This is a genomic window from Gimesia sp. (assembly GCF_048262075.1).
GTDB lineage: Bacteria > Planctomycetota > Planctomycetia > Planctomycetales > Planctomycetaceae > Gimesia.
This window is the reverse complement of the sequence record NZ_JBLXFK010000006.1, coordinates 309533-333962: the sequence shown is the minus strand read 5'-3', so window position 1 is coordinate 333962 and position 24430 is coordinate 309533. Positions and strand designations below refer to the sequence as shown.

Genomic DNA, 24430 nt, shown 5'->3' with positions numbered 1-24430 from the left:
CAGTTCGCGATTGATGGTACCCATTTCAAATATCATAAGTCGATTGTGAAAGAGAGAGGGAGATCGAATGCCAGCTTATTACCAAATTATGAGGACCACCAGCTTCTGGGTAACGTTGTTGATGGCCTGTGTAGTGACCAGTCAGGCCGCGGAAACTCCGCTTTCTGGTGCCAGGCAACAGGAATTGAAAAAAATCCAGATGCAGGGGGTTAACTTCCTCAAGAACAGCCAGTTGGAAGATGGTCTCTGGACCACCGAGACGGTGCCCGGGATCAGTGCACTGGTGACAACGTCTCTACTGGAGAGTGGTGTTCCCGCCAGTGACCCGGTTGTATCGAAGGCATTGAAGCGACTGGAAGGGTATGTCCAGAAGGACGGCGGTATCTATTACGAAAAAAGTAATCATCGCAACTATGAAACCTGCATTTCTATCATGGCCTTTCATGCCGCCAACACAGACGGGCGTTATGACAGTACGATTAAGAATGCCGAGAAATTTTTACGAGGTTTGCAGTGGGATGAAGGGGAAGGGATTGAGAGCTCGGATACTGCTTACGGCGGGGCTGGTTATGGCGGACATTCTCGTCCCGATTTATCCAATACACAATTCCTGATCGAAGCCTTGCATAAAGCGGGCGCAAAGGCAGATGATCCTGCGATTCAGAAAGCCCTGGTTTTCGTATCCCGAACTCAAAACCTGGAATCAGAATATAATACGACTCCGTTCGCATCTAAAATTGATGATGGTGGTTTTTACTACACACCTGCAGCGGGTGGAACATCACAGGCAGGAAAAACACCCGATGGGGGTCTGCGTTCGTATGGGAGTATGACTTATGCCGGTTTGAAGAGTATGATCTACGCCGGAGTGAATGAAGATGATAAACGGGTCAAAGCCGCCAATGAGTGGATTCGTCGTCATTATACACTGAAAGAAAACCCAGGTATGGAACTGATGGGACTGTACTATTACTTTCATACGTTTGCCAAAGCCCTGGATGCGATGAAAGTGGATCAGTTCAAAGATGCTGAGGGCACGCAACACAACTGGCGGGCTGAACTGATCGAACAGTTGGCCAGCCTGCAGCAGGAGAATGGCAGCTGGTCGAATAAGCAGAAACGCTGGTATGAATCAGATCCGAATCTGGCCACCGCATATGCGTTACTGGCTTTGTCCTACTGTCAGCCTGCTAAATAAAACGGGAAATCGAGTTGCCCCGTTTCATGCTTCAGGTATGAAACGGGGGGATCTCGGCAGTGTTTGATCCGTCGATCATGCCAGCCACATATTTCGCCACCTGCTTCACGATCTCGTCAATCATATTTTGTCCCGCTTCGGCAGTGGCTTCCAGGGGTTCTTTATCGTCCTGATCCTGCATTGCATCCGGGCGTACATTTTCCGGGAAGGCGGCCATCGCAAAAGCTGTTTCAAATTCCTGGGCGTGCCCCGGCCAGCGTTTTGTTTTTAAATTCGCCAACGCGACTTCTTCAGGCAGCAGATTCCAGTACGACTCGAAGTGCAGGTTAATTTCAAGCCGCTGCTGAAACTGTCCCCACATTCCCAGGCAGGGGGCAATGTTCCCGCCATGCCCGTTTAAAACCAGAATATTAGTGAATCCAGCATGGTGCATACTGCGAATCGTGTCGAATAAAACGCTCAACCAACTTCCCGGGAGAGCAGACAGGGTACCCGGGTGCCGCATATGATGCTCGCTGATACCAATATTCATCGAAGGGGCGACGATCACTTCCGGTGAGAGCAGGCGGGCAGATTCGGTTGCCACCAGCATGACACTCCGCCAGTCATGTTCCATCGCCAGATGTTCCAGATGTTGTTCTGTAGCGGCTACGGGAATAATGCATGCTTTTAATTCACCAGATTGCATCCGCTCGCGAAATTCACGACGGGTCTGTTTGTGGAGCAGTATTTCTTTTGTGGCAGAAGTATCAGACATGGTTCGACCTGAGTAGAAAGTGGATAAAGAAAGCGGCGTTCGAGATACGATTGATTTACAGACAGAATGCCTTGAACGGGATGAAGATGTCAACGGTCCAGCATTTTTTCCATCACATGGTAACCGGGAAAATGAAAGCCCAATTGTCGGTAAGTTGATTGAGCGCGTTCATTATCAGATTCAACATAGAGCCTGAGCCCCACGACATCCGGATTGGATTCCGCCAGTGACTGTACGTGTTGTGACAATTGCTGAAAGACACCCTGGCGTCGAAAGTCGGGAGAGACATAGACGCTCTGGAACCACCAGAATTCACCATTACGCCAGTCACTCCATTCCCGTGTAAACATGATCTGGCCAACAACCGTATCTTTATTCCGGGCTACATAATACTGGCATCCACGTATATCACCGAGAGATTCCAACACGCCAGTTCTGACCAGTTTCCGATCCAGGTGTTTCGATTCCGTCTCCAGTGCCAGCTGGATGTTAAAATCGGCAATAATGTCACAGTCTTCCAGGGTTGCCCGATCGATTTGGACGTCCAACATAAAGAAGCCTTTCCTTCCAGCAGATTCTGAGTCTGTTGCTGTGAATATCAGAAACTGACATTGTTATTGATATCAAACAGTTTGTGATCATTTAACTCTACTGCAGTCAGGTTCAGATTTTTATTGTCGGGGCGAAAATTTTCTGAATTGTTTGGGCATTTATCAAATAAAGAAGCAACTCAAAATGTGAAACTGGCGATATTAGGTATTACAGCACAAATGGTTTTGCAAGGATGCATGGCTAGACCTCACAGGATGTGTCAATTTTACGTCCATGTTTAATCATCATGCTGGGAGATAGAGCCTTGAGAAGTTCAGGGGAACGACAATATCGATTGGATACCAACGCCCGTATTTCGACATTTCAGAATACCTGGAGTATTCTCGCTGTCGGGGTCGTAACAGGTCTGTTGGGTATGTATTTTATGGTTGCACGGCCGATGCTGAGTCAGATCGGTCAACTGCAGACTGAACTGGTCGCGGTCCAACAGGATATGGATAAGCTGGTTGGTGCGAAAACCAGTGCCTGGCAGGTCAATAATTTGTTGACCGTTCTCAACTCTCAGGCGAAACAGCTGACGGAAGCCAAGTCCGCCATCGGGGAAATCCGAGATCTGAGAATTCGCTTTCAAGAAGAGTCAGATCAGACTGAAAAAGCTCTGGCCGCCTTCCAGAAGATCAACCAGTTCCAGAAGCAGGTCCTTGAGCAGGCAGCAATCACGTCGCAGGCCCGTAGTACGCTGGATGAAATGCTGGTAATGCAGGATCAGCTGGCTTCTCAGAATGCTCAGAATAAAGTGACCCATTCCACTTTAGAAGAGATGATTAAGATCCAGAAGCTGGCTGCGGACCAGAGCAGCGGGATCAAAGATGCTCAAACTGCATTCAGTGAGTTCCTGCAGTTCAAACAGCAGATCGTCGATCAGTCGCAGCAGTTGGATGTGGCTCGTGAAAACAGCCAGAAGTTGATTGCTCTTCAGGACAGCCTGGTTGCTCAGACGGCACCACTGGCGGCTGCCCGGAAAAGTGCCGAGGAGCTTGTTTCACTGCAGGAAACGTTAACCGATGAGAAGGTGAACGTTTCAGTCGCTGGAGAGAACCTGCAGTCGCTGATGACGATTCAGACCAAACTTCTGGCGGAAACGGGGCGTGTGGTTGATGCTGTGGAAACGCTGGAAGTGCTCGGTGATCTGCAGGACCGGGTGAAAGAGCAGGTGGCTTCAATGCAGGGTATGCGACGCGAACTGCTGGACGTGATTCTGATGGAAAGCACTGTTGCCAAGGCAACCCGGATTCTTGAACCCCTGGCCCAGTTGGGGAACCTGAACCGATTGAGTGATGCTGAAGTTCGGGAAGCAGCACGAGTTATCATGGATCAGCGTGACACCCGAATCGGGAAGCTACCTACCCGGTTTCGTCGAATTCAACGTGAGCCATCTCCCTCACGGACAACGAAACTGATTCTGGATGGTGAGCCCGTCTTTAATGAAGAATCTGACAGCGGCATTGTGGGAGAGAAGCTGGTTCCCACACCGCCTGCTGAAGAAGAGTGAACAGTCTCCTGGCTGAAAGTGGCTTGAACAAAAAACAGGGCATGGATGATCCATGCCCTGTTTTTTCGTATTCGCTATCGATAGTGAAAGAAAAAGTTATTTGTCTTTCTTCGCTTCCGGCTTCGCTTCCGGCTTCGCTTCCGGCTTCGCTTCCGGTTTTTCAGCCTTGGCTGGTGCTTTAGGCGTGGTCGCTGGTTTGGTTGTTTCCGGTTTTGCCTCTGGTTTTGGTTGGGCTGATTTGAATTCAATCATGCCTGAAACAGGAACAGAAGCGACCTGGAAGATATCTTTTGAAAGTTCGCCTTGAACGAAGACGACAAATTCCAGATGATCCAGCCCCAGTGGTACGCCTGTAAAGTTGGCTCTTGATTTTTCTTCAAAGGCAGACAGATAATCTGTGATTCGGCTTTTGAAATCATTCAGAGAAATGGTTTTATCCAAAGACAATTTTCCATCAACAGCCGGGAAACCATTCGGTTCTTTCAGCATGGAGCGGACAATCATGTCATGTACGTTAATCCCGTTGGGGGCTTCAAATGTCAGTTCTTCTTCCGCGAGAACTGCTACCAGACGAAGGGGTTCTTTAATATCTTTGGTACCGGTAGCATTTGCTTTCAGAACCAGATTTCCATCTTTGGCAACTGCCGATAATTCGATTTTGACATCGGTGTTTTCTGAGAGAGCTGGAATCAAGGCCTCAAGGAGTTGATTATAGGATGATTCAACCTGTTCGACTCCACCGGCGACTCCGGGAACTGCCTGGCCGTTCAGATTCGTCGAAGGGGTTCCTCCATGATTGTACAGGATGAACCGCGCTTCTGAGTCAGTATTGGTCAGGGGATCGGGAGCAGGAATGTGCTGGTGATACCGCAGGACGATTACCTTGGAATGTGGGAACGATGATTCAATCACACCTGTTGCCAGATCGGCAGCGACACAGGGAGGACAGGATGCTCCCGTGAACAGCTCGATCAGAGAAACACGATTTCCCTTTTTCAAATCAACCTCTTTTGCTTCCTTGGAAACGAAACTATTCAGGTAACGCCGGAAGGATTTCGTGAGATATTCATCAAGTCCTTCAGTTGATCCATGCTTCTTTTTCCAGAGGGTCGTCAAAGTATCACGCGGATCTTCGAATTTGACGAACTCCGGGCTCTGTTTTGAAGCTGCAATCAACTGTCGTTCCTGGAATGAGAGAGGTGAACCAGCCAGGTATCCCAGGTGATCGATCGCTTTATCGATATCGCCATGAGTCTTTTCATAGCTGACCAGTTCCGTGAGCAGTTCACGATCGTGAGGGTGCTTTTTGATTTCTTCCTGCAGCAGTTTACCTGCCGCTTTGATCTGCTCGGGATTATCGGATTTCAGACCTACGCGTGCTTTGGCCAATGCGATTTCCAGATCCCAGCCTTTCAGAGGAGTGACGCCTTCTTTGATGGCTTTTTCTGCCTGATTCAAGTATGGAGTTGCGATACTCGCATCAGTTTCACTACGTGCCAGCATGGAACCTGAGCTGACCATGGCATTAACCTGGAGTCGTTTCCCCCAGATTTCGGATGTTTTGATATAGCGATTGACGATCTCTTCTACGGTTTTGGCATCTTTTTTCTGACTGAGAGCAACAGCAATCAGGCGGGTGAAAGCATCCAGAGCCACGGGAACGGTTTGCATCCGCTCGTTTTTTGTGAATTCGTTCAGACTCTTGAACGGATCATCTGTCTGCATCGCCTGCATGAATTCCTGAAACCCGGGAGCGGGAAGTGGATCCTTAATATTTGAAAGATCCTTTTCAGGTGTTGGCAGCAAGAGAGCTGGCACGCAGTTTTCACCACTAAATGAAATATTTCCCAGGATGGCACCTTTATTGAGAGTACCTTCAAAGTTCAAACGGATAACCTCTTTACCTTCTTCGTTGATGAGGCTTTCGTCAAATTCGACCGTTTCAGCGGTTGCTTTAGAAGACAGGATTTTCGCCGGTAAAACTTCCGCACCTCTTGAAACCAGGACGACGGCATCAGTTCCTGGTTTTGTTTTTTCATCCGTCTTATCATCTGTTTTCTTTTCTGCGTCAGCAGATTCGCCGGGAGGGGTAATTTTGAAAAGATAGAGCGGCATCAATTGCTGCTGCTGAGGCAGCATGAGGACCCAGTTTCCCTTGACCGTTTTCGGTAATTCAAAAGGTTTGGGCTCTTCCTTTTTGGATTTTTCTTCTCCCGTTTCATTCGACGCCATTTCTGGAGTTTTGGCATCAGCTTTTGGAGTCTCAACATCAGATGTCGTAGCGTCGGGCGAAGTGGATTGAGTATCAGATGCTGGATCTGAGGCTTTCTGACAGCCTGCAGAAAGCATGAGCAGACACAGCAGCAGGCTAATGCGCGAAATTGAAAACATATTCTTCCTCAAAGGGTTAAGTTTTGGTGATCTCAAAAAGTGGGTTCGTATTCTGGTTTTATACGAATTCCTGACAAATGTTGATGGATATTAAATAAAAATCACTAATCTTCTGAAAATAGAGCAGGGGACAGCTGTTTCCTGCTTTGTCTCTTAACCTGTTATTCGTAAGCAGGTTCGAGAATCGGATCCTGAATCGATTTCTGCCAGTCGAGCAGCTGGTTCTCTAACAGGTCAGCAGTCTCTTGCCAGTTCTTTCTGGTGCGGCGATGCAGCAGATTCGTGTTCTCTCCGGGATCCGATTCCAGATCATATAACTCATCCATGCTTTTGGCACGATAGTGTTTGACGTACTTCAACTTTGGGGTTCTGATCATCCTGAGATAGGCTAATCCATTGTTATGCAAATCATATTGACCGAACAGTACTTTCCTGACAGGAGCGGGATGACCGAACAGTAAAGGGGAATAGTCGATACCGTGCAACTTGAGATTGGTCGGCTGTGGAATTTTCAACGCGCCTAACACAAATTTGAACATGTCGATGTTCGATACCAGTTCATCGAATTGAGTTCCCGGTTTGATCACCGCGGGCCAGCGCATGACCAGCGGCACCCGGATGGAGGTATCCCACATGTTAGGTCGTTTGGGGCCGGTCACGCCCCCTGCAATCCAGTGCCCGTTGCCTTTAGTGCTGATTCCATGGCGGCCAATGTTATAACCATGGTCACTCGTGAAAATAACCAGTGTATTCTCTGTGAGATGTAATTGGTCGAGTTCTTTCAGCAGTCGACCAATATTTCGATCGACCGAAGAGACACTGGCATAATATTCTTTGTTTTTCTGCCGAATCTGTTCGGGAATGGCTCCCTCTGTGACAGGCACATCAATTTCCATCCCCTCGTAATGCGCTGAATCCTGTCGGGGAACCGGACCATAGGGGGTATGCGGAGCTCTGAAATGCAGACAGAGGGCAAATGGTTTGTCTTTGGATCTGCGGATAAAGTCGATCGCGTCATTCACCAGCAGATCAGGCAGCGGGCCTTTCAGTTTCTCCGTTTTTCCATTCACTTCCAGAGTGGGATCCATGGGGCGCGTTCCCCCTGCAAGAAATCCCATGAAATGGGTAAACCCTTTTTTATGTGGATGAAACTGATTCTGTTCCCCCAGATGCCATTTACCGATCAAGGCGGTCTGGTATCCCTGTTGCTGTAAAACTTCCGGCCAGGTCATCGCTGTGAGACCGGTTCCCTCTTGAGCTTCCTCTGTCGAAATCCAGTCGGTAATCTTCAACTCCGTCGGAAATCTGCCCGAGAGAAAGGTGGCGCGACTGGGTGAGCAGACAGGCGTTGCTACAAAGGCATTGGTAAAGACCGCACCCTGTTTTCCAATCTGGTCCATGTAGGGAGTATGAATCTGCCGGTTTCCATACAGTCCCATGGCCCAGCGGCCTTGGTCGTCAGTCACAATCGAAATCAGATTGGGCCGTTCGGCAGCCTTCCCGGAAGAGACATCAGACAAGACAAATAAGATCAGCAACAGGCATGACATTACATAAAGTGGCTTGATCATGGCGACTCGATTTGAAATGGAATTCCCTTGTCAGTGCTTAACTACCCAGTTCCTGTTTCAGTTCAATCAGTTGCTGTTTCAATTCATCCAGCGATTGGGTGAGTGTCTCTATCTCCCGTCTCAAAGACTGATTGTCATGCTGTAACTGTTCAACTACAGCAGAAAATCCAGAGAGATCAGGTGTGGCAGCTTTGGTTTGAGGAGAGGATGAAGATACCTTTTCTGTCTTAGGTATTTCCTCTTCTTCCACGGATGTTTCAAATCCCAGGGTCTTTCCTTCACGCTCCTGGTACCAGTTGTGATCTACTTCAATTCCGCGACGTTCAATGCTGCCGTTGGATTGTACATACTTCTGATCCAGAAGTCCTTTAAATTCGTTGCGTAATACATCCAGAGTTTCGATGGGAACCATGCGACTGGCACGTCCGCGTAATTCTCCCATGGTCTGCCGACCACGCAGCCAGAGCTCAGTCAGGATTGCCAGTTGGGGTTCCGTAAAATTAAACCGGCGCCGCATGTAGTGACGATAACGTTCCGTGCGGCCACTGTCTGAATGAATTACGGCTACGATCCCCATTTCCCGTAATGAATCCAGCGTTTCATAAACCTGTGACTCACTGTAATTTGAAACGGGGTCCCGGTTGCTCTTCTGGTTACAGCCTGTGGTGACTGCTTTCAGGGTAAGCGGGTACTGATCTGGTGTAGTAAATGCTTTTTCCAACAACACGCCAATGACACGTCGTTGCTGTCGGGTCAGTTCTGTAATATGGAGAAGATCTTTTTCTTCCTGAGTGGTGTCATTCATGTTCGATCAATTATTCCCTGTTGCGCTGAAAGGTAAATCAAAGACATTAATAGCCGTTTGCCAGGATCCATTTTGTTGATTCCAGGCAGCCTTGCGAAACTTTTCCCAGAAATTCAAAGTCGAGTGTATCAACCGTATCCGTCGGCTGGTGGTAATGGGGGTTTCGTAGAAAGCTGGTGTCAGTAATCATCAGAGCCGGATAGCCGGCGTCCCAGAACGGACTGTGATCACTCAAGCGGGTGGCCTGCAGCATTTCACCATTTTGAGGAACCTGCAGGACCTCTACCGGCAACTCTGGAACAGTTTGCATTCCCTGCTGGAAAGCGGCGATCAGGCCAGTTGAATTCTGGTTGCCGACAACGGCGATAAAGTCACCGGTATCCGGATACAGGCCCACCAGTTCATGTGGCAGCGTCTGGCTACCGGGAGTGGGATCGCAGTAACCCAGCATTTCCAGTGAAACCATGCCGCGGAGATCCGTTTGTTGCTGTGACCGTAATCGCGCATGCTCGGCGCCTCCCAGCATCCCGTTTTCTTCCAGATCGAAGGCGACCAGTTCAATACTCCAATGATTCCCTGAGTTTAAAGCATCGGGAAGCAGGCGAGCCATTTCAAGCAGGGCGGCAACGGCACTGGTATTGTCATCAGCTCCAGGTGACTCAGGGCGGGTATCGAGGTGCGCGCCGACACAGAATAAAGGTTTGTCCGGATTTGTCAGATCGGGATGCCGGGCGATCAGATTCTGGCCTGACCACAGGGTCAGCAGAGAATCCTGAGCTTGAAACGGATGTCGCTCTACCTGCCAGCCTGCGGATTCCAGTTCCCGGATGACATACAGGCGGGCTGTTTCCAGCGCCTCGCTCTCCGCAGGACGGATTGTTTTACACAATTCATCGCAGTGTTGTTTCAGGCGGCGGGTGTCAATATCCATATTGATGACTTTCGATTCCCTTGTTGACCTGTCAGGAGTAAGACAGGTCTCGCTGACCGCTTTACTCGGAAGGTCGAATTAATACTACGTATTCTGGGACGTTTTATCCTCAGCAGATTCTACTACGAACCGAAAGTCTTTGTCACTCCGCAGAGAATCGAAGTCTGGTTCCTCCTGAATTAATTTGATTAATCCGGGTTCCATCCGCAGCGAACGTCCCAGCCAGGAAATCGCTTTATTCTTATCTCCCGCTAAGGTGAAATAACAGGAGAGGTTATAAAGCACGATAGGTTCGTCAGCATGATGTTGATACGCTTCTTCCATGATTGTGATTGCGGCTGACAACTGGTCGGTTCGCTTATAACACCAGGCCATTCCCATCAGGGTTGTCAGGTTTTCTGAATCTTTATCATAAGCGTGCTGATAGGCATCCAGCGCTTCCTGATAGTGGGTCGCCAGTTGCTGGGCCTGCCCCAGCAGTCGATAGTATTTTTCCGAATCTCGATCCGCTACGGTGATGCGGGACAGTTCTCGCAGAGCCTGTTCAGGCATCTCAAGGATCAGAAAACCTTCCGCGGCATCGAGGTACCGTTTGGGGCGAGAAGCGGGCAGAAATACCATAGGAAAACCTGAAAATATAAAAGAAAAAACCTCTGCCTGTATCTTACTGGAACAGGCAGAGGTTTTTCTATTGCATCTGAGGTGATATTTTGCGGGTTCTATAAATTCATCGAATGCTCACCTCGCTTCGATATTTCCGGGCATTATGCACGGTTCCAAGGCATTTTTGCCAGGATCATGGCCATGCCACACGTGTCGGTAATTCCAGCGAACATCAGACCCGCGCCAACGAATGCTGAGAGCCCACTGAACCAGGGATTCACAAACATCCCTAACACAGCTCCTGTCAGCACCAGGAATCCAGCGGCAATACGTACCTGTCGTTCCAGTGAAATCGTCTTTTTACCCCGGTTCACAGGCAGGCCTTCAGCTTCCCACGCTTTGGTACCCCCTTCAACACTGACCACGTTGGCGAAACCGGTCTCGATCAGTTTCTGGCAGGCTTTGGAAGAGCGGTTGCCACTCTGGCAGATCAGATACACCGGATCTGCCCCATTTCCATTGACCAGACCTTTGATTTGTTCCGCCGTCAATTGGTCCAGGGGAATATTGACAGCAATGGGGGCATGGACTTCACGGAATTCGGCCGGCGTTCGGACATCGATCAGGTGAACTTCTTTTTCCTGCTGTGTTTTTGCCAAGACGTCTGGTTTAATCGTTTTGATTTCTGCCATTTTGATACCTCGTTATGTCGCAATTGTACGATATGTTGTTTCAAAAAAACTCAACTTTGGAAAAAACGACCTTCAATACAGTCCATAATCTTATTCAGATGAGGTTCTGCGATCTGGTAATAGACGCTTCTTCCTTCCCGTTCGCTGACGAAAAAACCGCACCGCTGCATCAATCGTAAATGTTCTGATGCTACGTTACTGGGGATCCCACAATCTTCAGCAAGCTCCCCAACGGTATAACGGCCGCGCAGCAATAACTGCACGATGCGGATTCGAGCGGGGTGCGCCAGAACCTTCAGGCATTCGGCAGCCTGTTCTAATGCAGATCCATTATATTCGGGTGTTTCTTTCAGTTTCATAATTCATTGACCTCATATATATAATATCGTGAGGTTACGATATGTCAATGAGGATTTTTTCATTTTTGTCCAGAAAACAGGGAGAGTGGAAATTCATTGACTGGTCATTGAATCTTCATAAATATCTGTCACAATAAAGACTTAAGTCAAATTAACTTCTGCCGTGTTGAAGAGGTCATATCATGAAACCGCAGTCGCAGTCTCAGTCTCCGATGGAATCTCTGGCAAGACGTGCGTTCCTGAAAAATGGTGCCCTGATCCTGTCTGGCCTGGCGCTTTCCCCTTTAAGTCGAACGGTGTTGGGATCCATCAATACAAATAAACGGGGCGCGGTTCGCATCGGGCTGGTCACTGACCTGCATTATGCAGACAAGGCTCCTGCCGGCTCGCGTCATTATCGTGAAACGCTGGGTAAGTTGAAGGAGGCCGCTTCACAGTTTCAGAGCGATCGTCCCGATTTTGTTGTCTTTCAAGGTGACTTGATCGATTCCGGAAAATCATTGGAGCAGGAAAAACTACATCTGCAGACGGTGGTCCATGCTATTTCTTCGATTCCTTATCCTAAGTATTATGTGTTGGGGAACCATTGCGTCGACCAGTTGAAAAAAGCCGAGTTTCTGCAGGGAGTCGGGCAGAAAAATTCGTTCTACTCTTTTGACCAGAACGGATTTCATTTTGTCGTGCTGGACTCCTGTTTCAAAAGTGATGGTACTCCTTATGGTCGGAAGAATTTCACGTGGACCGACGCGAATATCCCGCCAGAAGAGCTGGCCTGGCTGCAGACAGATCTGAAGAAAACGACGTTTCCCACGATTGTTTTCGCACATCAGCCACTCGATCTGAAAGATACGGATTCCCACGCCGTTAAAAATTCATCGGAAGTTCGTAAGGTTCTGGAACAGTCGGGTAAAGTTGCCGCGGTCTTCCAGGGGCACAGTCATCACAATAAATATTCAGAAATCAAAGGCATCCATTACTGCACGATGGTTGCGATGGTGGAAGGCTCAGGACTGGACAATAATGGTTACAGCACGCTGGATGTTTATGAAGATGGTTCATTGATACTGAACGGGTTTTGTAAACAGAAGGATTACCACTGGTCCTGAAAAAACAGTCCGGATCTTGTTCCGTCACAGCGGATAAAGTTGCGATCTCCGGTTCGGTCTGTATAAGATGGAGTCTGGATTCCACACCACCCTTGACCGATCCAGCCAGGAGCCAGCGATGCGCCGCTTTTTCAGACATTTCTTCTTTACTCTTTTCAGTCTCAGTTTTTTGAGCGTTTTCACTGCTAGTGACGCGGCTGCGTTACAGCGGGAACCGAATATTATATTCATTATCGCCGATGACCTGGGTTACAACGAGCTGGGTTGTTACGGTCAGAAGTGGATCAAAACACCGAACATTGATCGCATTGCCAAAGAGGGAATTCGCTTTACGCAGTTCTATTCAGGCAACGCGGTCTGTGCCCCTTCCCGGTGTAATCTGCTGACAGGCAAGCACCCCGGTCATGCTCATGTACGGAATAATGGTAAGCCCGAGTATGTGCAGAATATGAAAGAGGAACAGGGTTGGAGCTTTCCAGGGCAGCATCCGATTCCCGATGCGGAAGTCACAATCGCTGAAATGCTCAAGCAGAAAAACTATGCTACCGGTGCGATGGGCAAATGGGGGCTGGGGCATTTCGGAACCACGGGAGATCCCAATCAACAAGGTTTTGATCTGTTTTATGGTTTCAACTGCCAGGTGCATGCACACAATCACTACCCGGTCTTTTTATGGCGGAATCATACAAAAGAAACTCTGCCTGGAAATGATCGAACATTATACGGCGAGACCCATTCACAGGATCAATTTGTAGAGAACGGACTGGCTTTCATTCGCGAACATCAGAAGGACCCCTTCTTTCTGTATCTGCCGTTTGCAATACCCCATCTGGCGATCCAGTCACCGGAAAAGTATGTCGCAGAATACAGGGACAAAATTCCTGAAGAAGACTATAAACATAAGGGCTATATTAAACATCCGCATCCCCGGGCGGGCTACGCAGCCATGATTACCCAGATGGATGACGGGGTGGGACAGATTATGGCGCTGCTGAAAGAGCTCAAGCTGGATAAAAATACGGTTGTTTTCTTCACATCAGATAACGGGCCGACTTACAATCGGCTGGGAGGATCGGACTCGGAATTCTTCGAGTCGGCAGGACCCTGGCGGGGTTTTAAAGGCAGCCTGTACGAAGGCGGGATTCGCGTACCTCTGATCGCGCGCTGGCCCGGTCATTTTCCAGCGGGACAGGTCACCGATCATCTGTCCGCGTTCTGGGATGTCATGCCGACCATCGCCGCTCTGACGGGAACCAAAGCGCCTGCCGACATTGATGGAATCAGCTTCGTACCAACGCTGGAAGGGCACCCCGATCAGCAAAAACAGCATGAGTATCTGTATTGGGAATTCCCCGCTTACACCGGGCAGCAGGCGGTGCATATGGGCGACTGGAAAGGCATTCGTCAGAATCTACTCAAGAAAAAACCACAAATGAAAATTGAACTTTACAACCTCAAAACAGATCCCGGCGAGCAGCACGACGTTGCAGATCAACATCCGGAAGTGGTGGCCCGAATCAAAACGATCATGAAAACGGGACGCACGCCTTCCGAAATGTTTCCCTTTCCGGCGTTGGATCAGCAGTAACTTAACAGGAGATTACTTCGCATTCTCCTGTTTCGAAACTTCCTTGATCCAGCAGAACAGGCTGTTACCAATCTGCTGATAGCCATTCGCAGCTGGATGAACGGCGTTGTTCTGGCGTACTGTCTCTTCTGTGGTCTGTGCGTTCCAGGGGACTTTGACGGCGGGGTAATTATGGGCACAATCCAGATTGATATGTGTGGGGACCAGGAAAATCTGCTGATCGGTTTTATCGCCGAAATGTTTTGACATCTGTTCCACCACATAATGCTGATTGCGCTTATACTGCCAGCGTGTCTGGCCGCGACCATTGGTGGTGCCAAAGGCATCCTGTGTCGCTGCGGGAGGAACGGGTAGCATCAGACCGATTTTCGTTTTCGGGCTGAAGTCGTGAATCATTTTTACCAGAATATCCAGATGCTTGACCATCGTTTCGGTACGTTCTCCAATGGTTTCATCGGTGGCTGAATATACGTCATTTGGCCCGAGAAAGATCGTTACCAGATCGGGGGCTTTCCCGTCGTTAAATTCTTTACAGTAGCGGGGAAAATCGAGTTCGGGTTTTCCATCTTCACCTGCATAGAGAAACGGGCTGCCTCGTTCCCGGTAATATCCCTGACGGGCATTCTCTTTAAAATGAGTTGCAAAGCGGACTGCGGTCCAGCCCCCATATCCTTCATGCTGGACTCCCTCCTCGTCTTTCGAATTGTGAGAACCAATCAGTTTCAGATTGGGACCCTGGAAGTTCTGACTGAGCTGGCGGACATGACGGGGGTAGGTTGAGTTATGTGTCAGACTGTCGCCGATCATCAGGATACTGACCGGTTTGTCTTTACCGGCAGAGGTGGGAACCACTCGCAATCGGGAGTCCTGACTGGCGATGATCTGATTGTTCTGGTCTATGACATTCAGCGTGAATTTATAGTCGCCAATCTCTTTTTCATCGGGGGTGTAAGTCCAGCGCTCCTGCTGCAGGTGACCCCGGTTGCAATGCACGTCGAAAACATAGTTCGCTGGATTGATGCTTAAGGAAACGTTATCGAAATAGACGCTGGTTTCCATTCCCGGGACTGCGTAGATGATCGGAGGCAGAATCAGGCGAAGCGGGTCTTTCGCTTCCGTTTTGGTTTCCGGTTCCGCCTGAGGTTTTTCTTCGCCTGCTGATGTCTGGTGCAGCGGAGTTAATAGCATCAGTGTCAGCAGCAAGCTGAAAGTAAATCGTGTTTTCATGTGATTTCCATCTTAGAGGACGAATGTCGTTTGAATTGAACTGGTTCCTAAAAAGTGGCTGGAACCAGACGCTGGCAGCTTATTTATAGGTTTCTTAGTTTCATTAAGGCGAGTGCAGATTCGAAAAAAGAGGGACAGGAGAAGTACCTGTCCCTCAGATTATTATTTGAGACCAGTCGGTTACTTTTTCCCGATGCAGTAAATTTTGTCGGTCATTTTCAGATAGATCTTTCCATCAGAAAAGATTGGCGTTGCCAGTGCGAAACCTTCGAGTGGATTTTCAGAAACCAGCTTGAATTCATCTCCCTGGTCCAGCACAAAGGTTGTGCCATCTTCGCGGGTCACATAGATGTGTCCATCAGCCAGGATCGGGGAAGCGCTGAATTTATTTCTGCTGCGGGGGAGTCGATCGCCCCAGATCTTTTTCCCGGTTTTGACATCGAAACAGAGGACGTCCCCTTTATCGGAGCAGATATAAAATCGCCCGTTGACAGCAGCGGGGGTCGGAACGTCCGAAAACTCGCCTTTTTCTTCATTCGTCCAGGCGACATGCGATTTAGTCACATCACCATTGCCCCCCAGTTTTATTCCAGTCACTGAGCCGCCGCGGGCATAAGGGGCAATCAGATAGCCATCGCTGACGACCGGAGAAGAGATCGATCGAAAGTATTTGTGTTGAGTCGGGTTCAACCCACCCACCTGCCAGATCTGTTTTCCGGTCTGGGCATCATGAGCTGTGACATGGTCGGCTCCCAGAACATAAATGATCTCTTTGCCATCCTGATTGACGACGACAGGAGTAGAATAACTCTGGTTGGCTTCTTCTGGTGCATTCAGATTGCGGTCCTGTTTCCAGGCTTCTTTTCCTGTGGCTTTATCAAAGGCCACGATATAAGAGTTGTCGCTTTGCATGCAGGCGACCACCACCAGGTTGTTTGTTAACACGGGAGAAGTTCCCAGATCCCACCAGAGGGTATCTTCACCATAAATCTTCTGCAGGTTTTTCTGCCAGACAATTTTGCCTTCCCGATTCAGACAGGCGAGATCACCACTTTTGAAATAGGCGAAGACAAACTGGTCATCAGCGACAGGGGACGGGCTGCTGCCACTCCCTTTCTTATGTTTGCCAGCGCGTTCCGTACCGAAATCAGTCGACCACTTTTTCTTTCCCGAATTCTTATCCAGGCAGAGGACTTCATTTTTTCCATCGGTTGTGGTGGTCAGAAACAGGTCATCGCCCCAGATCACAGGAGTCGAACCACTGATTCCCGGAAATGCCACTTCCCAGAGAATATTTTTGGAACTGTCCCAGGATACGGGATAACCGGAACCTTCTGCGACGCCATTGGAAGTCGGTCCACGCCAGCCAGGCCAGTTACCGGCCAGAGTCGTCGAGGCGAGAAACAGGGAAAGAGTAAGGGTTGCCAGTAAAGCTTTCATTATTATTACCTCTGACTGTGTGAATCTTTTTGCGAACCGGGTTCGGTGAGCAATTCAAAATTATGGTTGGAATCTAATACGTGGTGAGACCATTGATTATAGCATGGGTGGAAAACAGATTTCATTCAGAATCGAAGTATTTTTTGACGATCTCTTCAGGTTGATGCGGGTCGGGTTTCCGTTTTCGTCCTGTCAGATCGATGGCTTCCGGTTTGGGATGCCCCGATGTGAGCGGCTGTTTGTCGTCCGTTTTTTTCTGCCATTCTTTCAAGTCCGCCAGCATTTTTTCGATACGCTCTTTCTGCTTAGGATGTTCTGAAAGGTCCTGCAGTTCGTGTGGATCTTCTTTGAGGTCAAACAGTTGGGTCTTATTAATCTGTGGATAGCGAATCAGTTTCCAGCGATCATCGCGAACGGCCCGCATCAGATCTTCATATGTGGTAAACAGTGTGTCACGAACCCGATCTGTTTTGCCACGCCAGATAGGAGCCAGGTCAGAACCTTCGACACCCGAGGGGGCCTGGATCTGAGCCAAATCACAGACCGTCGGGAAAATGTCATACAGGTAAACCAGTGCCTCGCTGGATTTGTTCTCGGGAATTCCGGGCCCTTTGAAGATCAATGGTGCTTTCATGCTGTGTTCATACAGATTCTGTTTCCCCAGTAACCCGTGACTTCCCAGTGCCAGACCATGATCTGAAGAAAAAATGACGATCGTATTATTCTCGAGTTTTCTCTCTTTTAATGTCTGCAGGATGCGGCCGATCTGCGTGTCCATGTGGGTGATCATTCCGTAATATTCCGCGAGCTGTTCACGCACGATTTCCGGCTGACGTGGCCAGCCGGTCAATGCTTCATCACGGCCGGTTAACCAGCCATTATTAAAAGGATGTTGTGGCATGAAGTTTTTGGGGAGGGGCGGGGGACTGTTTTTATATGCTTTCATCGACGTATTCGGCGGCATCCGTGGATCATGCGGCGCTGTGAATGCCACGTAGGCATAAAAGGGTTTTTCTGCAGGCTGCTGCTTTAAAAAGTCAACGGCGGCATCGACGAAGAGCTCGCTGGAAAACTTTTTACCCGTCCGTTTGTTTTCAAACTTGCCCTCATTCAGGTCGACTACTGGTACTTTCAAATGATTCGACATGCCACCAATAAAAGCAGCAGTCCCTGTCGTAAAGCTTTTCTGAAATGAATCGCGGTGATTGTGCCATTTACCCGTGCCGAAGGTCTGGTATCCCGCCTGCTTCAATAACTGGGGTAGTGTGATGACCCCTTTCAGATCCATGGGAACATGGTACAGTGAGCGGCCACTGTTCAACATCGCGCGACTTGGCTGGCAGACGGCACCGTGAATTGATCCCATGCAGAATGCGTTACGAAAACTGAATCCTGATTTCACCAGCTGATCCAGATTTGGCGTTTGAATGTGCGGGTTGGCGTAGGCCGAGACAGCGTCAGCCCGTTGATCATCACTGAAAAGAAACAGGATATTAGGGCGTACGGTTTTTTCAGCGGCATGCGAAGTTCGACTGAGTGCTATGAAATAACAGGAAACGATCAGAAACAGGATCGATGGTATTCGCAGGTGAGCTGGCATGGATTATTCCTGTAATAGATGAAATTCACAAAAGTGGTATCAGTCTATTTTGAAGAAGCGTCGGCCTTTAAGTTCGAATCGGGGTAAGGCACCGGGAGCGACAGTGATCACTTCCGCGTTGAAATTCAGGCGATCCTTGATCGCGTGACTGACATCTCGAATCAATCGATGTGGTTCTGCAGCCGCCGCATCAGTCGGTTCCAGTTCAATCTTCATATGCTGCATTGCACGAATCGTGCGGACTTCAATCCGGTACTCTGCAATTCGATCGAATGTCCGCAGGATCGCTTCCAGGCTGGATGGAAAAACGTTGTTACCGCGAATGATCACCATGTCATCGGCGCGTCCCAGAATGCCTCCCTTCAAACGCAGCAAAGTACGACCGGAAGGGCAGGGGGAAGTATCTTCCGAAACCAGATCCCCCGTACGATAACGGATGAGAGGAGAACCGATCCGCCCCAGGTTGGTAATGATCAATTCCCCCTGTTCTCCGGGAGTCACCGGTTCTAGTGTATCTGAATTGACGATTTCAGCGATGCATTCCGTTTCCAGAATATTCAGACTGCCGGGACTCTCCAGCGGCTCAATTCCCAGTGCACCAATTTCAGTCATGCCCCAGTGATCAAAGACTCGTGCCCCCCAGGCCTGGCCGATACGAAGTTTCGTTGCTTCAATGTTCCCCCCCGGTTCACCGGCAACGACCAGCGACCGCACTCGGCTGGCAGCGAGATTGATGTTCTCTGCTTCTGCCACTTCCGCCAGTCGTAAAGCATAAGTGGGTGTACAACAGACGGCAGTAATCTGATTGTCAAGAATCATCTGCAGTCGGGCTTCACTCCCCGTGCCACCACCGGCCAGACAGAAATTGCCACGACGCGTTGCACCCTCAAAGGCGGCCCAGAATCCGACAAAGGGGCCAAACGAGAAGGGAAAGAACAGTCGATCTTCAGGGTACAGACCGACCATGCGATAAATCTGTGCCCAGCATTCGCTAAACCAGTCCCAGCTCGTTTTTGTATCCAGCCAGCGCATGGGGGACCCAGTCGTTCCCGAAGTCTGATGCATGCGGGTGTAATTTTCAACCGGGTAAGTCAGGTTCGTACCGTAGGGGGCGTGGGCCAGATGATCTTCTACCAGTTCCGATTTGGTGGTGATCGGCAATTTCTGCAGGTCGGAGAGGCTCTGAATCGAATTGATATCGACGCCTGCTGCTTCCCATTTCTTCTGCCAGAACACATTGGTTGCAGAAACTTCTTTCAAAAGGTGTTGCAGGCGTTGCAGTTGGCGTGCCTGCAGCGCTTCCCGGCTCAGATTTTCCGGTTCGGATACTGGTACATTCATATTGATAATAGCTCAATTGTCTGGTTGCATCAAAAATGGAGATTCAGGGTTCTCCCTTATTCTGCCGCAACTTGAGTGAATTTCCAACCTAAAGAGCAATCCACGGTAGAAAATATCTACTGGAATTCAAACGTTCCCCATACTGAAACCGTTTGTTATTTAAAGGGTTATTGAAGTGAAACTATCTAACACGACCATTCCAACAAGCACTCAAGTCAGAAATTATGAAGGACGATGATATCGATACAGTAGGCTGTCCTGATTATCGAAAGAGATACGGTTCAGGTGAGAATCAGGATCGTCTGATCATTGACGACAACAGAAGAAATGACATCTGGAGACGAGGACTTTATGGGAGCGGATGGTGGTAGTAAAGAGTTGAAGCTGGGATTCCTGACTACGATTGAATGTCCCGATGGCTCACTGATCGGCGGCTTGCTGGTAACCAATCATTTTGGCAGGCCGCTGGAATTTCAATGCACAACTCCTGTCAAAGCAAACCGGACTCAGGAAGTACTGTATGGCCCGACACTGCTTCCCTTTCTGCTGGGAGAGGTGATCGGTCAAACTCTGGTTGAAAAAATGAATGTCAAACCGAACCTGGTTTTGATCGAACAGGAAGAGGCGATCGAATTACAGAACCATATTTCGATTCCGGTAGCCATTCTGAGTGATGTGGAACAGATTGTCGAAGAAAATTCCGACTTCATCAGCGAGCAGATTGGGAAGAACCGTTTACGGTTTGATGCGGGACATCAGACCGGAAAATCGACCATTGAGAGCACCAGCCGAAATATCCCCGCGGACGCCGATTTGGGCGAACCGTTTGAACGTGTGCGTGAAGCCTTAAACGAAGCAGTAAAAATGGGATCATCCCGTTAAACCGCCGTTCAAACTATGGTATTGAAACAAGCTGATCAGACTTTCTTCCCAAACAGGCAGATACGTGGATTATTCAGACTCGGACATTCAAAATCAACAACAGACAGAATCGTCAACCGGTCACTCCGGTGGGCCTCATTTTCTTCCTCCTGTGTTGAATTCTTCGCAGACCGTCATCACAGATGCGGATCGCTGGCAGATCAAACAGCAGGTCAGTAGTGAAACGGCTTCTCTGGCTGTGACGGCAGCGGTTTTTGCTTCAGGCATGAATGGTGCGCTCACTCGCAAATTCAATCTGGAAACGTCGTCACTGGCTTTGCTAGAGAGAGCAGGACTGCAACCCAAGTGGAAACCGACGAGGCCGCGCGTCAAAACCTTTGGGATGACCTTTCCTGACGGGCTGGAGTTCATGCCTCCCAAACAGGAGAAAGAGAGTAACGGGGAACTAAGTCAGATTGAAGGTCCCAAAGCCGCCAGCAAGGAGCCGAGTGAACGCAAAAAGAGCACACGGCTCAAGCCGCCCGCAAATGCACTTTCGCTGGAGGATCGCCTGTTTTATCTGCTTCAACCTCCGCTGCAGTCTTGGCTGGCCGGTCAGGAACTGATCATGCCTTTCGAGCCTTTTCCCTATCAGTACGAGGGGATCGCCTGGCTGTTCTCGCAGAAGTCAGCTTTGCTGGCAGATGAAATGGGGTTGGGGAAAACCATGCAGACCATTACCGGCGTGCGCCTGTTGTTACGTAGCGGGCAGGTGCGCCGGATTCTACTCGTCTGTCCCAAACCCCTGATTCCCAACTGGCAGCGTGAATTTAAATTCTGGGCGGAAGAGTTGCCGGTCACGGTCGTGCAGGGCGATACGGCTCGACGACGCATGATCTGGGAAATGCCGAACACGCCGATTTTGATCGCCAATTACGAGTCAATGTCGCGTGATTTTGAAACGATGGGAGAAGAAAACATCCCACGTTTTGACCTGGTCGTTCTTGATGAAGCACAACGCATTAAAAATCGCGAATCGCGCACAGCAGAAGCCGCCCGTTCCATTCCCCGTAAACGAAGCTGGGCTCTCACCGGAACACCGATCGAAAATCGACACGAAGAGATGTCGTCGTTATTTGAATGGATGGAAGTGATTCCACCACGGGGTACACCAGATTTGAGGCAGTTGCAGGTCCTTTCCAAGGAATTCATTTTGCGTCGCACTAAAGATCTGGTGATGACCGATCTACCGCCACGGCTGGACCGCCCCGCGTACCTGGACCTCAATCCGGCGCAACAGCATGCCTATGATACGGCTGAAAAAGATGGTGTGATTCAGCTGAATGAGATGGGAGATTCCATCACGGTTCAACACGTGTTTGAACTGGTTTTACGGCTCAAGCAGATCACCAACTTCGATCCTGTGACCGGGGACAGTTGCAAGCTGGATCGCCTGGAAGCCGACATGGAAGAAATTGCTGCCAGTGGTGGCAAAGCCATTTTATTCAGTCAGTGGACGAAACCGCTGGACTTCATGGCGAAACGTTTAGAGCGATTTGGAACCCTCGTTTATCATGGCGGGATTCCCACCAAACAGCGCGAGCCGATCCTCGATCAGTTCAAGCATGATCCGGATTCACACCTGTTGTTGATGAGTTATGGTACCGGCGCCGTCGGATTGAATCTGCAGTTTGCCGGTTATGTCTTTCTGTTTGATCGCTGGTGGAATCCGGCGATTGAAGACCAGGCAATCAACCGGGCACATCGGATTGGACAGAAAACGCAGGTCATCGTGACAAAATTTGTCTGTAATAATACGATCGAAGAACGGATCGACATGGTCCTCGAACAAAAACGGGAACTCTTCCGCTCGATTCTGGGAGATGGCGATACCACCTGTGAATCGCGGAGTCTGACAGCTTCAGAAATCTTCGGGCTGTTTGACCTCAAGCAGAAAAAGGGGGACGTGACCAAAAAAATCGCCCCCCAGGTTCCCGGGAAGTCCGCCGCTTGATTCAATCGACTATTGTTTTGATATCAGCGGACTGGATGTCATGGCGTCTGCTTCATCCGTAACGTTGATGAACCAGATTTTCGTATCAGCGGGCGGAGCAGGACCTGTGATTTTTGTTCCCTGTACTTCCAGGGGAATCGACTGCCACGTTCGTTCGGGGTTGGGACCTGCGTCGGTCGTGTAGTTAAGTACTGCGGTTTTGATTTTGATCGGCTCAGCCAGTTCCGCTGTCACTTTACCGTTATTAATGGTCGGGTTTAGTACTACAGCCAGCGGAGTCTTCTCTTTCAGATACTGATCAACAAATCGTGCAATTTCTTTAGGTCTCCAGCCTGCCGGATGGCTGTGGCCCATCTTGACTTCGATCCGAATGTTCCGCGGCGTGGATTCCGGCACGGCTTCATAGCTTTTCTGATAAGCACTCAACCAGTAGGCAAAGTCATTTGTACCGTTCACAAATAAAATCGGCATTTGAACGGCTTGCAGATATTGACCCGGATCATACAGTTGCATCCAGCGCTTGCTGTCTGGCGCAGGCAGTTTATTGATGGATGATTCAAAAACCGAATGATCATTGAGAAATCCACAACCATAAACGGGAACAGCTGCATCGAAGCGGTTATCCAGACCGGCGACAATGCAGGTCAGATAGCCACCCCAGGAAATACCCGTGACGGCTGTGAGGTTCTTGTCTACCTCCGGGAAAGATCGAATCAGGGAATGTGCCAGGATGGCATTCGCAGGAGCGTGGTAACACCAATGTTCTGACTGATCGTCTTTCACGGCTTCGAATTTCTCTTGATGAGACTGGTCAGGTCCACCCGCTTCGAGTCGGTTTCGATGCTTGCGATCATGCGGGTTTTTTCCATCCACTGGTTGAGATCCCGCCAGATCCATGGCGATCGCGGCATAACCCTTCTGAGCCCATAACTCGGCCCACTCGCGAAAAGCCGTACCACCCCCGCCGTGAATCAGTACGATGCCGGGATACTTCTTATCTTTGGGCTCTTCAGGATTGAGTGTCGCCGGAGACGCATAAAAGGCAAACACCTGTGTGGGTTTCCCACGATATTCCAGTCCCTGATACACCAGTGGCCTGACCGGAGACTTTTTATCGATCCATTCAAATTCAGGCGCTTTGCTGAGGGCCTTCAGATCCCAGGGGGTTGATTCCGGTAAACGGGGATCAGGCTGAATGATATCTCCAGCGGCCATCAAACCAGTGGCGGGGAGAGCAGTCATCAGTAACAGCAACAGAATTTTGAAAGAGCGAGTAAACTGCATGGTCATACCTGTCATAGATCAAATGATGGAAAATACAATAGACCACGATTATCAATGACAGTAAGGGCTGACGCAAGCGTACGGTTTCAGGAATGGGAAAGGTGACCTGTGTCACAGCCCAGGTTAGAACAGCAGACGATACAGGGCTGATCCGAAAATGATGGCGATTGTGATGATCGAGCCGATGATGCTGACGCCGACCGCTGCTGTACCTGCTTTGAATGTATTCTGAGATTCTGCAGGCAGATGTTTCCCGAGGATGCTCCAGATCGATTTCAAGACCTGGTTGAACATCTGGGCGCAGAGCACGCTTGTCATTGACAGTATGAGAATGGCCCAGTGTGTCGCAGATAAACCTAAGAAAGTCGCAGCAGCGATGACGGCACTGCCAGCGAAAAAGTGAATAAAGAATATGCTGTCCAGCCTGATGCCAAATTTGATTCCGCTTTCCACATCAATCAGACGCTGTCTCCATTCGGGACGTAATTTATCTGATTCCGCTGTGGCGGTGGTTTGCCGTTGAAAAGGTTCGATTTGAGTATTTTGTGATTTGATCAC

General features: G+C 49.4%; 20 protein-coding genes and 1 pseudogene. 6 read left to right on the top strand and 15 right to left on the bottom strand.

The annotated features are described in order from the left end of the window. Positions 1 to 67: 67 nt before the first annotated feature. The gene (locus tag ACN0YH_RS14630) at positions 68 to 1198 is read left to right on the top strand and encodes a prenyltransferase/squalene oxidase repeat-containing protein (protein ID WP_417380312.1); all 1131 of its coding nucleotides are present in this window, start codon (positions 68 to 70) and stop codon (positions 1196 to 1198) included. Positions 1199 to 1229: 31 nt separating this feature from the next. On the opposite strand, the gene ACN0YH_RS14625 is transcribed toward ACN0YH_RS14630, so the two are convergent. Next, the gene (locus ACN0YH_RS14625) at positions 1230 to 1955 is read right to left on the bottom strand and encodes a creatininase family protein (RefSeq protein WP_417380311.1); all 726 of its coding nucleotides are present in this window, start codon (positions 1953 to 1955) and stop codon (positions 1230 to 1232) included. Positions 1956 to 2044: 89 nt separating this feature from the next. After that, positions 2045 to 2506 carry a GNAT family N-acetyltransferase gene (locus ACN0YH_RS14620; protein ID WP_417380310.1) on the bottom strand — a complete coding sequence of 154 codons (462 nt, stop codon included), beginning with the start codon at positions 2504 to 2506 and terminating at the stop codon, positions 2045 to 2047. A 287-nt stretch (positions 2507 to 2793) separates the two neighbouring features. Between ACN0YH_RS14620 and ACN0YH_RS14615 the strand changes: the two genes are divergently transcribed. Beyond that, on the top strand, positions 2794 to 4059 hold the full coding sequence (locus ACN0YH_RS14615; RefSeq protein WP_417380309.1) for a hypothetical protein: 1266 nt from the start codon (positions 2794 to 2796) through the stop codon (positions 4057 to 4059). Positions 4060 to 4155: 96 nt separating this feature from the next. Here ACN0YH_RS14615 and ACN0YH_RS14610 read toward each other — a convergent pair whose 3' ends face one another. From ACN0YH_RS14610 to ACN0YH_RS14580, 7 genes are all read right to left on the bottom strand, one after another. Continuing rightward, entirely contained in the window at positions 4156 to 6450 is a 2295-nt protein-coding gene (locus ACN0YH_RS14610) for a hypothetical protein (RefSeq protein ID WP_417380308.1), read from the bottom strand. A gap of 161 nt (positions 6451 to 6611) precedes the next feature. Further along, a complete protein-coding gene (locus tag ACN0YH_RS14605; RefSeq protein WP_417380307.1) occupies positions 6612 to 8021 on the bottom strand; it encodes a sulfatase in 1410 nt (469 codons plus the stop codon). Between the two features lie 37 nt (positions 8022 to 8058). Further along, positions 8059 to 8826, bottom strand: coding sequence for a DUF480 domain-containing protein (locus tag ACN0YH_RS14600; RefSeq protein ID WP_417380306.1), 768 nt, complete (start codon positions 8824 to 8826; stop codon positions 8059 to 8061). Between the two features lie 46 nt (positions 8827 to 8872). After that, positions 8873 to 9757 (bottom strand): M28 family peptidase, encoded by an 885-nt coding sequence (locus ACN0YH_RS14595; protein ID WP_417380305.1) that lies wholly within the window; start codon positions 9755 to 9757, stop codon positions 8873 to 8875. A gap of 84 nt (positions 9758 to 9841) precedes the next feature. Continuing rightward, entirely contained in the window at positions 9842 to 10378 is a 537-nt protein-coding gene (locus ACN0YH_RS14590; RefSeq protein WP_417380304.1) for a tetratricopeptide repeat protein, read from the bottom strand. Positions 10379 to 10521: 143 nt separating this feature from the next. After that, positions 10522 to 11052 (bottom strand): rhodanese-like domain-containing protein, encoded by a 531-nt coding sequence (locus tag ACN0YH_RS14585; RefSeq protein ID WP_417380303.1) that lies wholly within the window; start codon positions 11050 to 11052, stop codon positions 10522 to 10524. Positions 11053 to 11102: 50 nt separating this feature from the next. Beyond that, entirely contained in the window at positions 11103 to 11411 is a 309-nt protein-coding gene (locus tag ACN0YH_RS14580; protein WP_417380302.1) for an ArsR/SmtB family transcription factor, read from the bottom strand. Between the two features lie 182 nt (positions 11412 to 11593). Between ACN0YH_RS14580 and ACN0YH_RS14575 the strand changes: the two genes are divergently transcribed. Then, a complete protein-coding gene (locus ACN0YH_RS14575; protein ID WP_417380301.1) occupies positions 11594 to 12517 on the top strand; it encodes a metallophosphoesterase family protein in 924 nt (307 codons plus the stop codon). 118 nt (positions 12518 to 12635) lie between these two features. Then, positions 12636 to 14105, top strand: coding sequence for an arylsulfatase (locus ACN0YH_RS14570; RefSeq protein WP_417380300.1), 1470 nt, complete (start codon positions 12636 to 12638; stop codon positions 14103 to 14105). A 12-nt stretch (positions 14106 to 14117) separates the two neighbouring features. Here the strand turns inward: ACN0YH_RS14570 and ACN0YH_RS14565 are convergent, their stop codons facing one another. The 4 genes and pseudogenes from ACN0YH_RS14565 to ACN0YH_RS14550 all read right to left on the bottom strand — a co-directional run bounded on the left by ACN0YH_RS14565 (position 14118) and on the right by ACN0YH_RS14550 (position 19713). Further along, complete coding sequence (locus ACN0YH_RS14565) at positions 14118 to 15332, bottom strand: SGNH/GDSL hydrolase family protein (protein WP_417380299.1); 1215 nt, start codon at positions 15330 to 15332, stop codon at positions 14118 to 14120. 318 nt (positions 15333 to 15650) lie between these two features. After that, positions 15651 to 16772, bottom strand: a pseudogene (locus tag ACN0YH_RS14560) (PQQ-binding-like beta-propeller repeat protein); the annotation flags it as partial. 121 nt (positions 16773 to 16893) lie between these two features. Beyond that, the gene (locus tag ACN0YH_RS14555) at positions 16894 to 18372 is read right to left on the bottom strand and encodes a sulfatase-like hydrolase/transferase (RefSeq protein WP_417380298.1); all 1479 of its coding nucleotides are present in this window, start codon (positions 18370 to 18372) and stop codon (positions 16894 to 16896) included. A gap of 39 nt (positions 18373 to 18411) precedes the next feature. Further along, complete coding sequence (locus ACN0YH_RS14550; protein WP_417380297.1) at positions 18412 to 19713, bottom strand: phenylacetate--CoA ligase family protein; 1302 nt, start codon at positions 19711 to 19713, stop codon at positions 18412 to 18414. A 309-nt stretch (positions 19714 to 20022) separates the two neighbouring features. Between ACN0YH_RS14550 and ACN0YH_RS14545 the strand changes: the two genes are divergently transcribed. Then, positions 20023 to 20595, top strand: coding sequence for a hypothetical protein (locus ACN0YH_RS14545; protein ID WP_417380296.1), 573 nt, complete (start codon positions 20023 to 20025; stop codon positions 20593 to 20595). A 64-nt stretch (positions 20596 to 20659) separates the two neighbouring features. Next, positions 20660 to 22588, top strand: coding sequence for a DEAD/DEAH box helicase (locus ACN0YH_RS14540; protein ID WP_417380295.1), 1929 nt, complete (start codon positions 20660 to 20662; stop codon positions 22586 to 22588). A 9-nt stretch (positions 22589 to 22597) separates the two neighbouring features. Here the strand turns inward: ACN0YH_RS14540 and ACN0YH_RS14535 are convergent, their stop codons facing one another. Together ACN0YH_RS14535 and ACN0YH_RS14530 are read right to left on the bottom strand one after the other, a co-directional pair. After that, a complete protein-coding gene (locus ACN0YH_RS14535) occupies positions 22598 to 23872 on the bottom strand; it encodes an alpha/beta hydrolase family protein (RefSeq protein ID WP_417380294.1) in 1275 nt (424 codons plus the stop codon). Positions 23873 to 23995: 123 nt separating this feature from the next. After that, a complete protein-coding gene (locus ACN0YH_RS14530) occupies positions 23996 to 24430 on the bottom strand; it encodes a diacylglycerol kinase family protein (RefSeq protein ID WP_417380293.1) in 435 nt (144 codons plus the stop codon).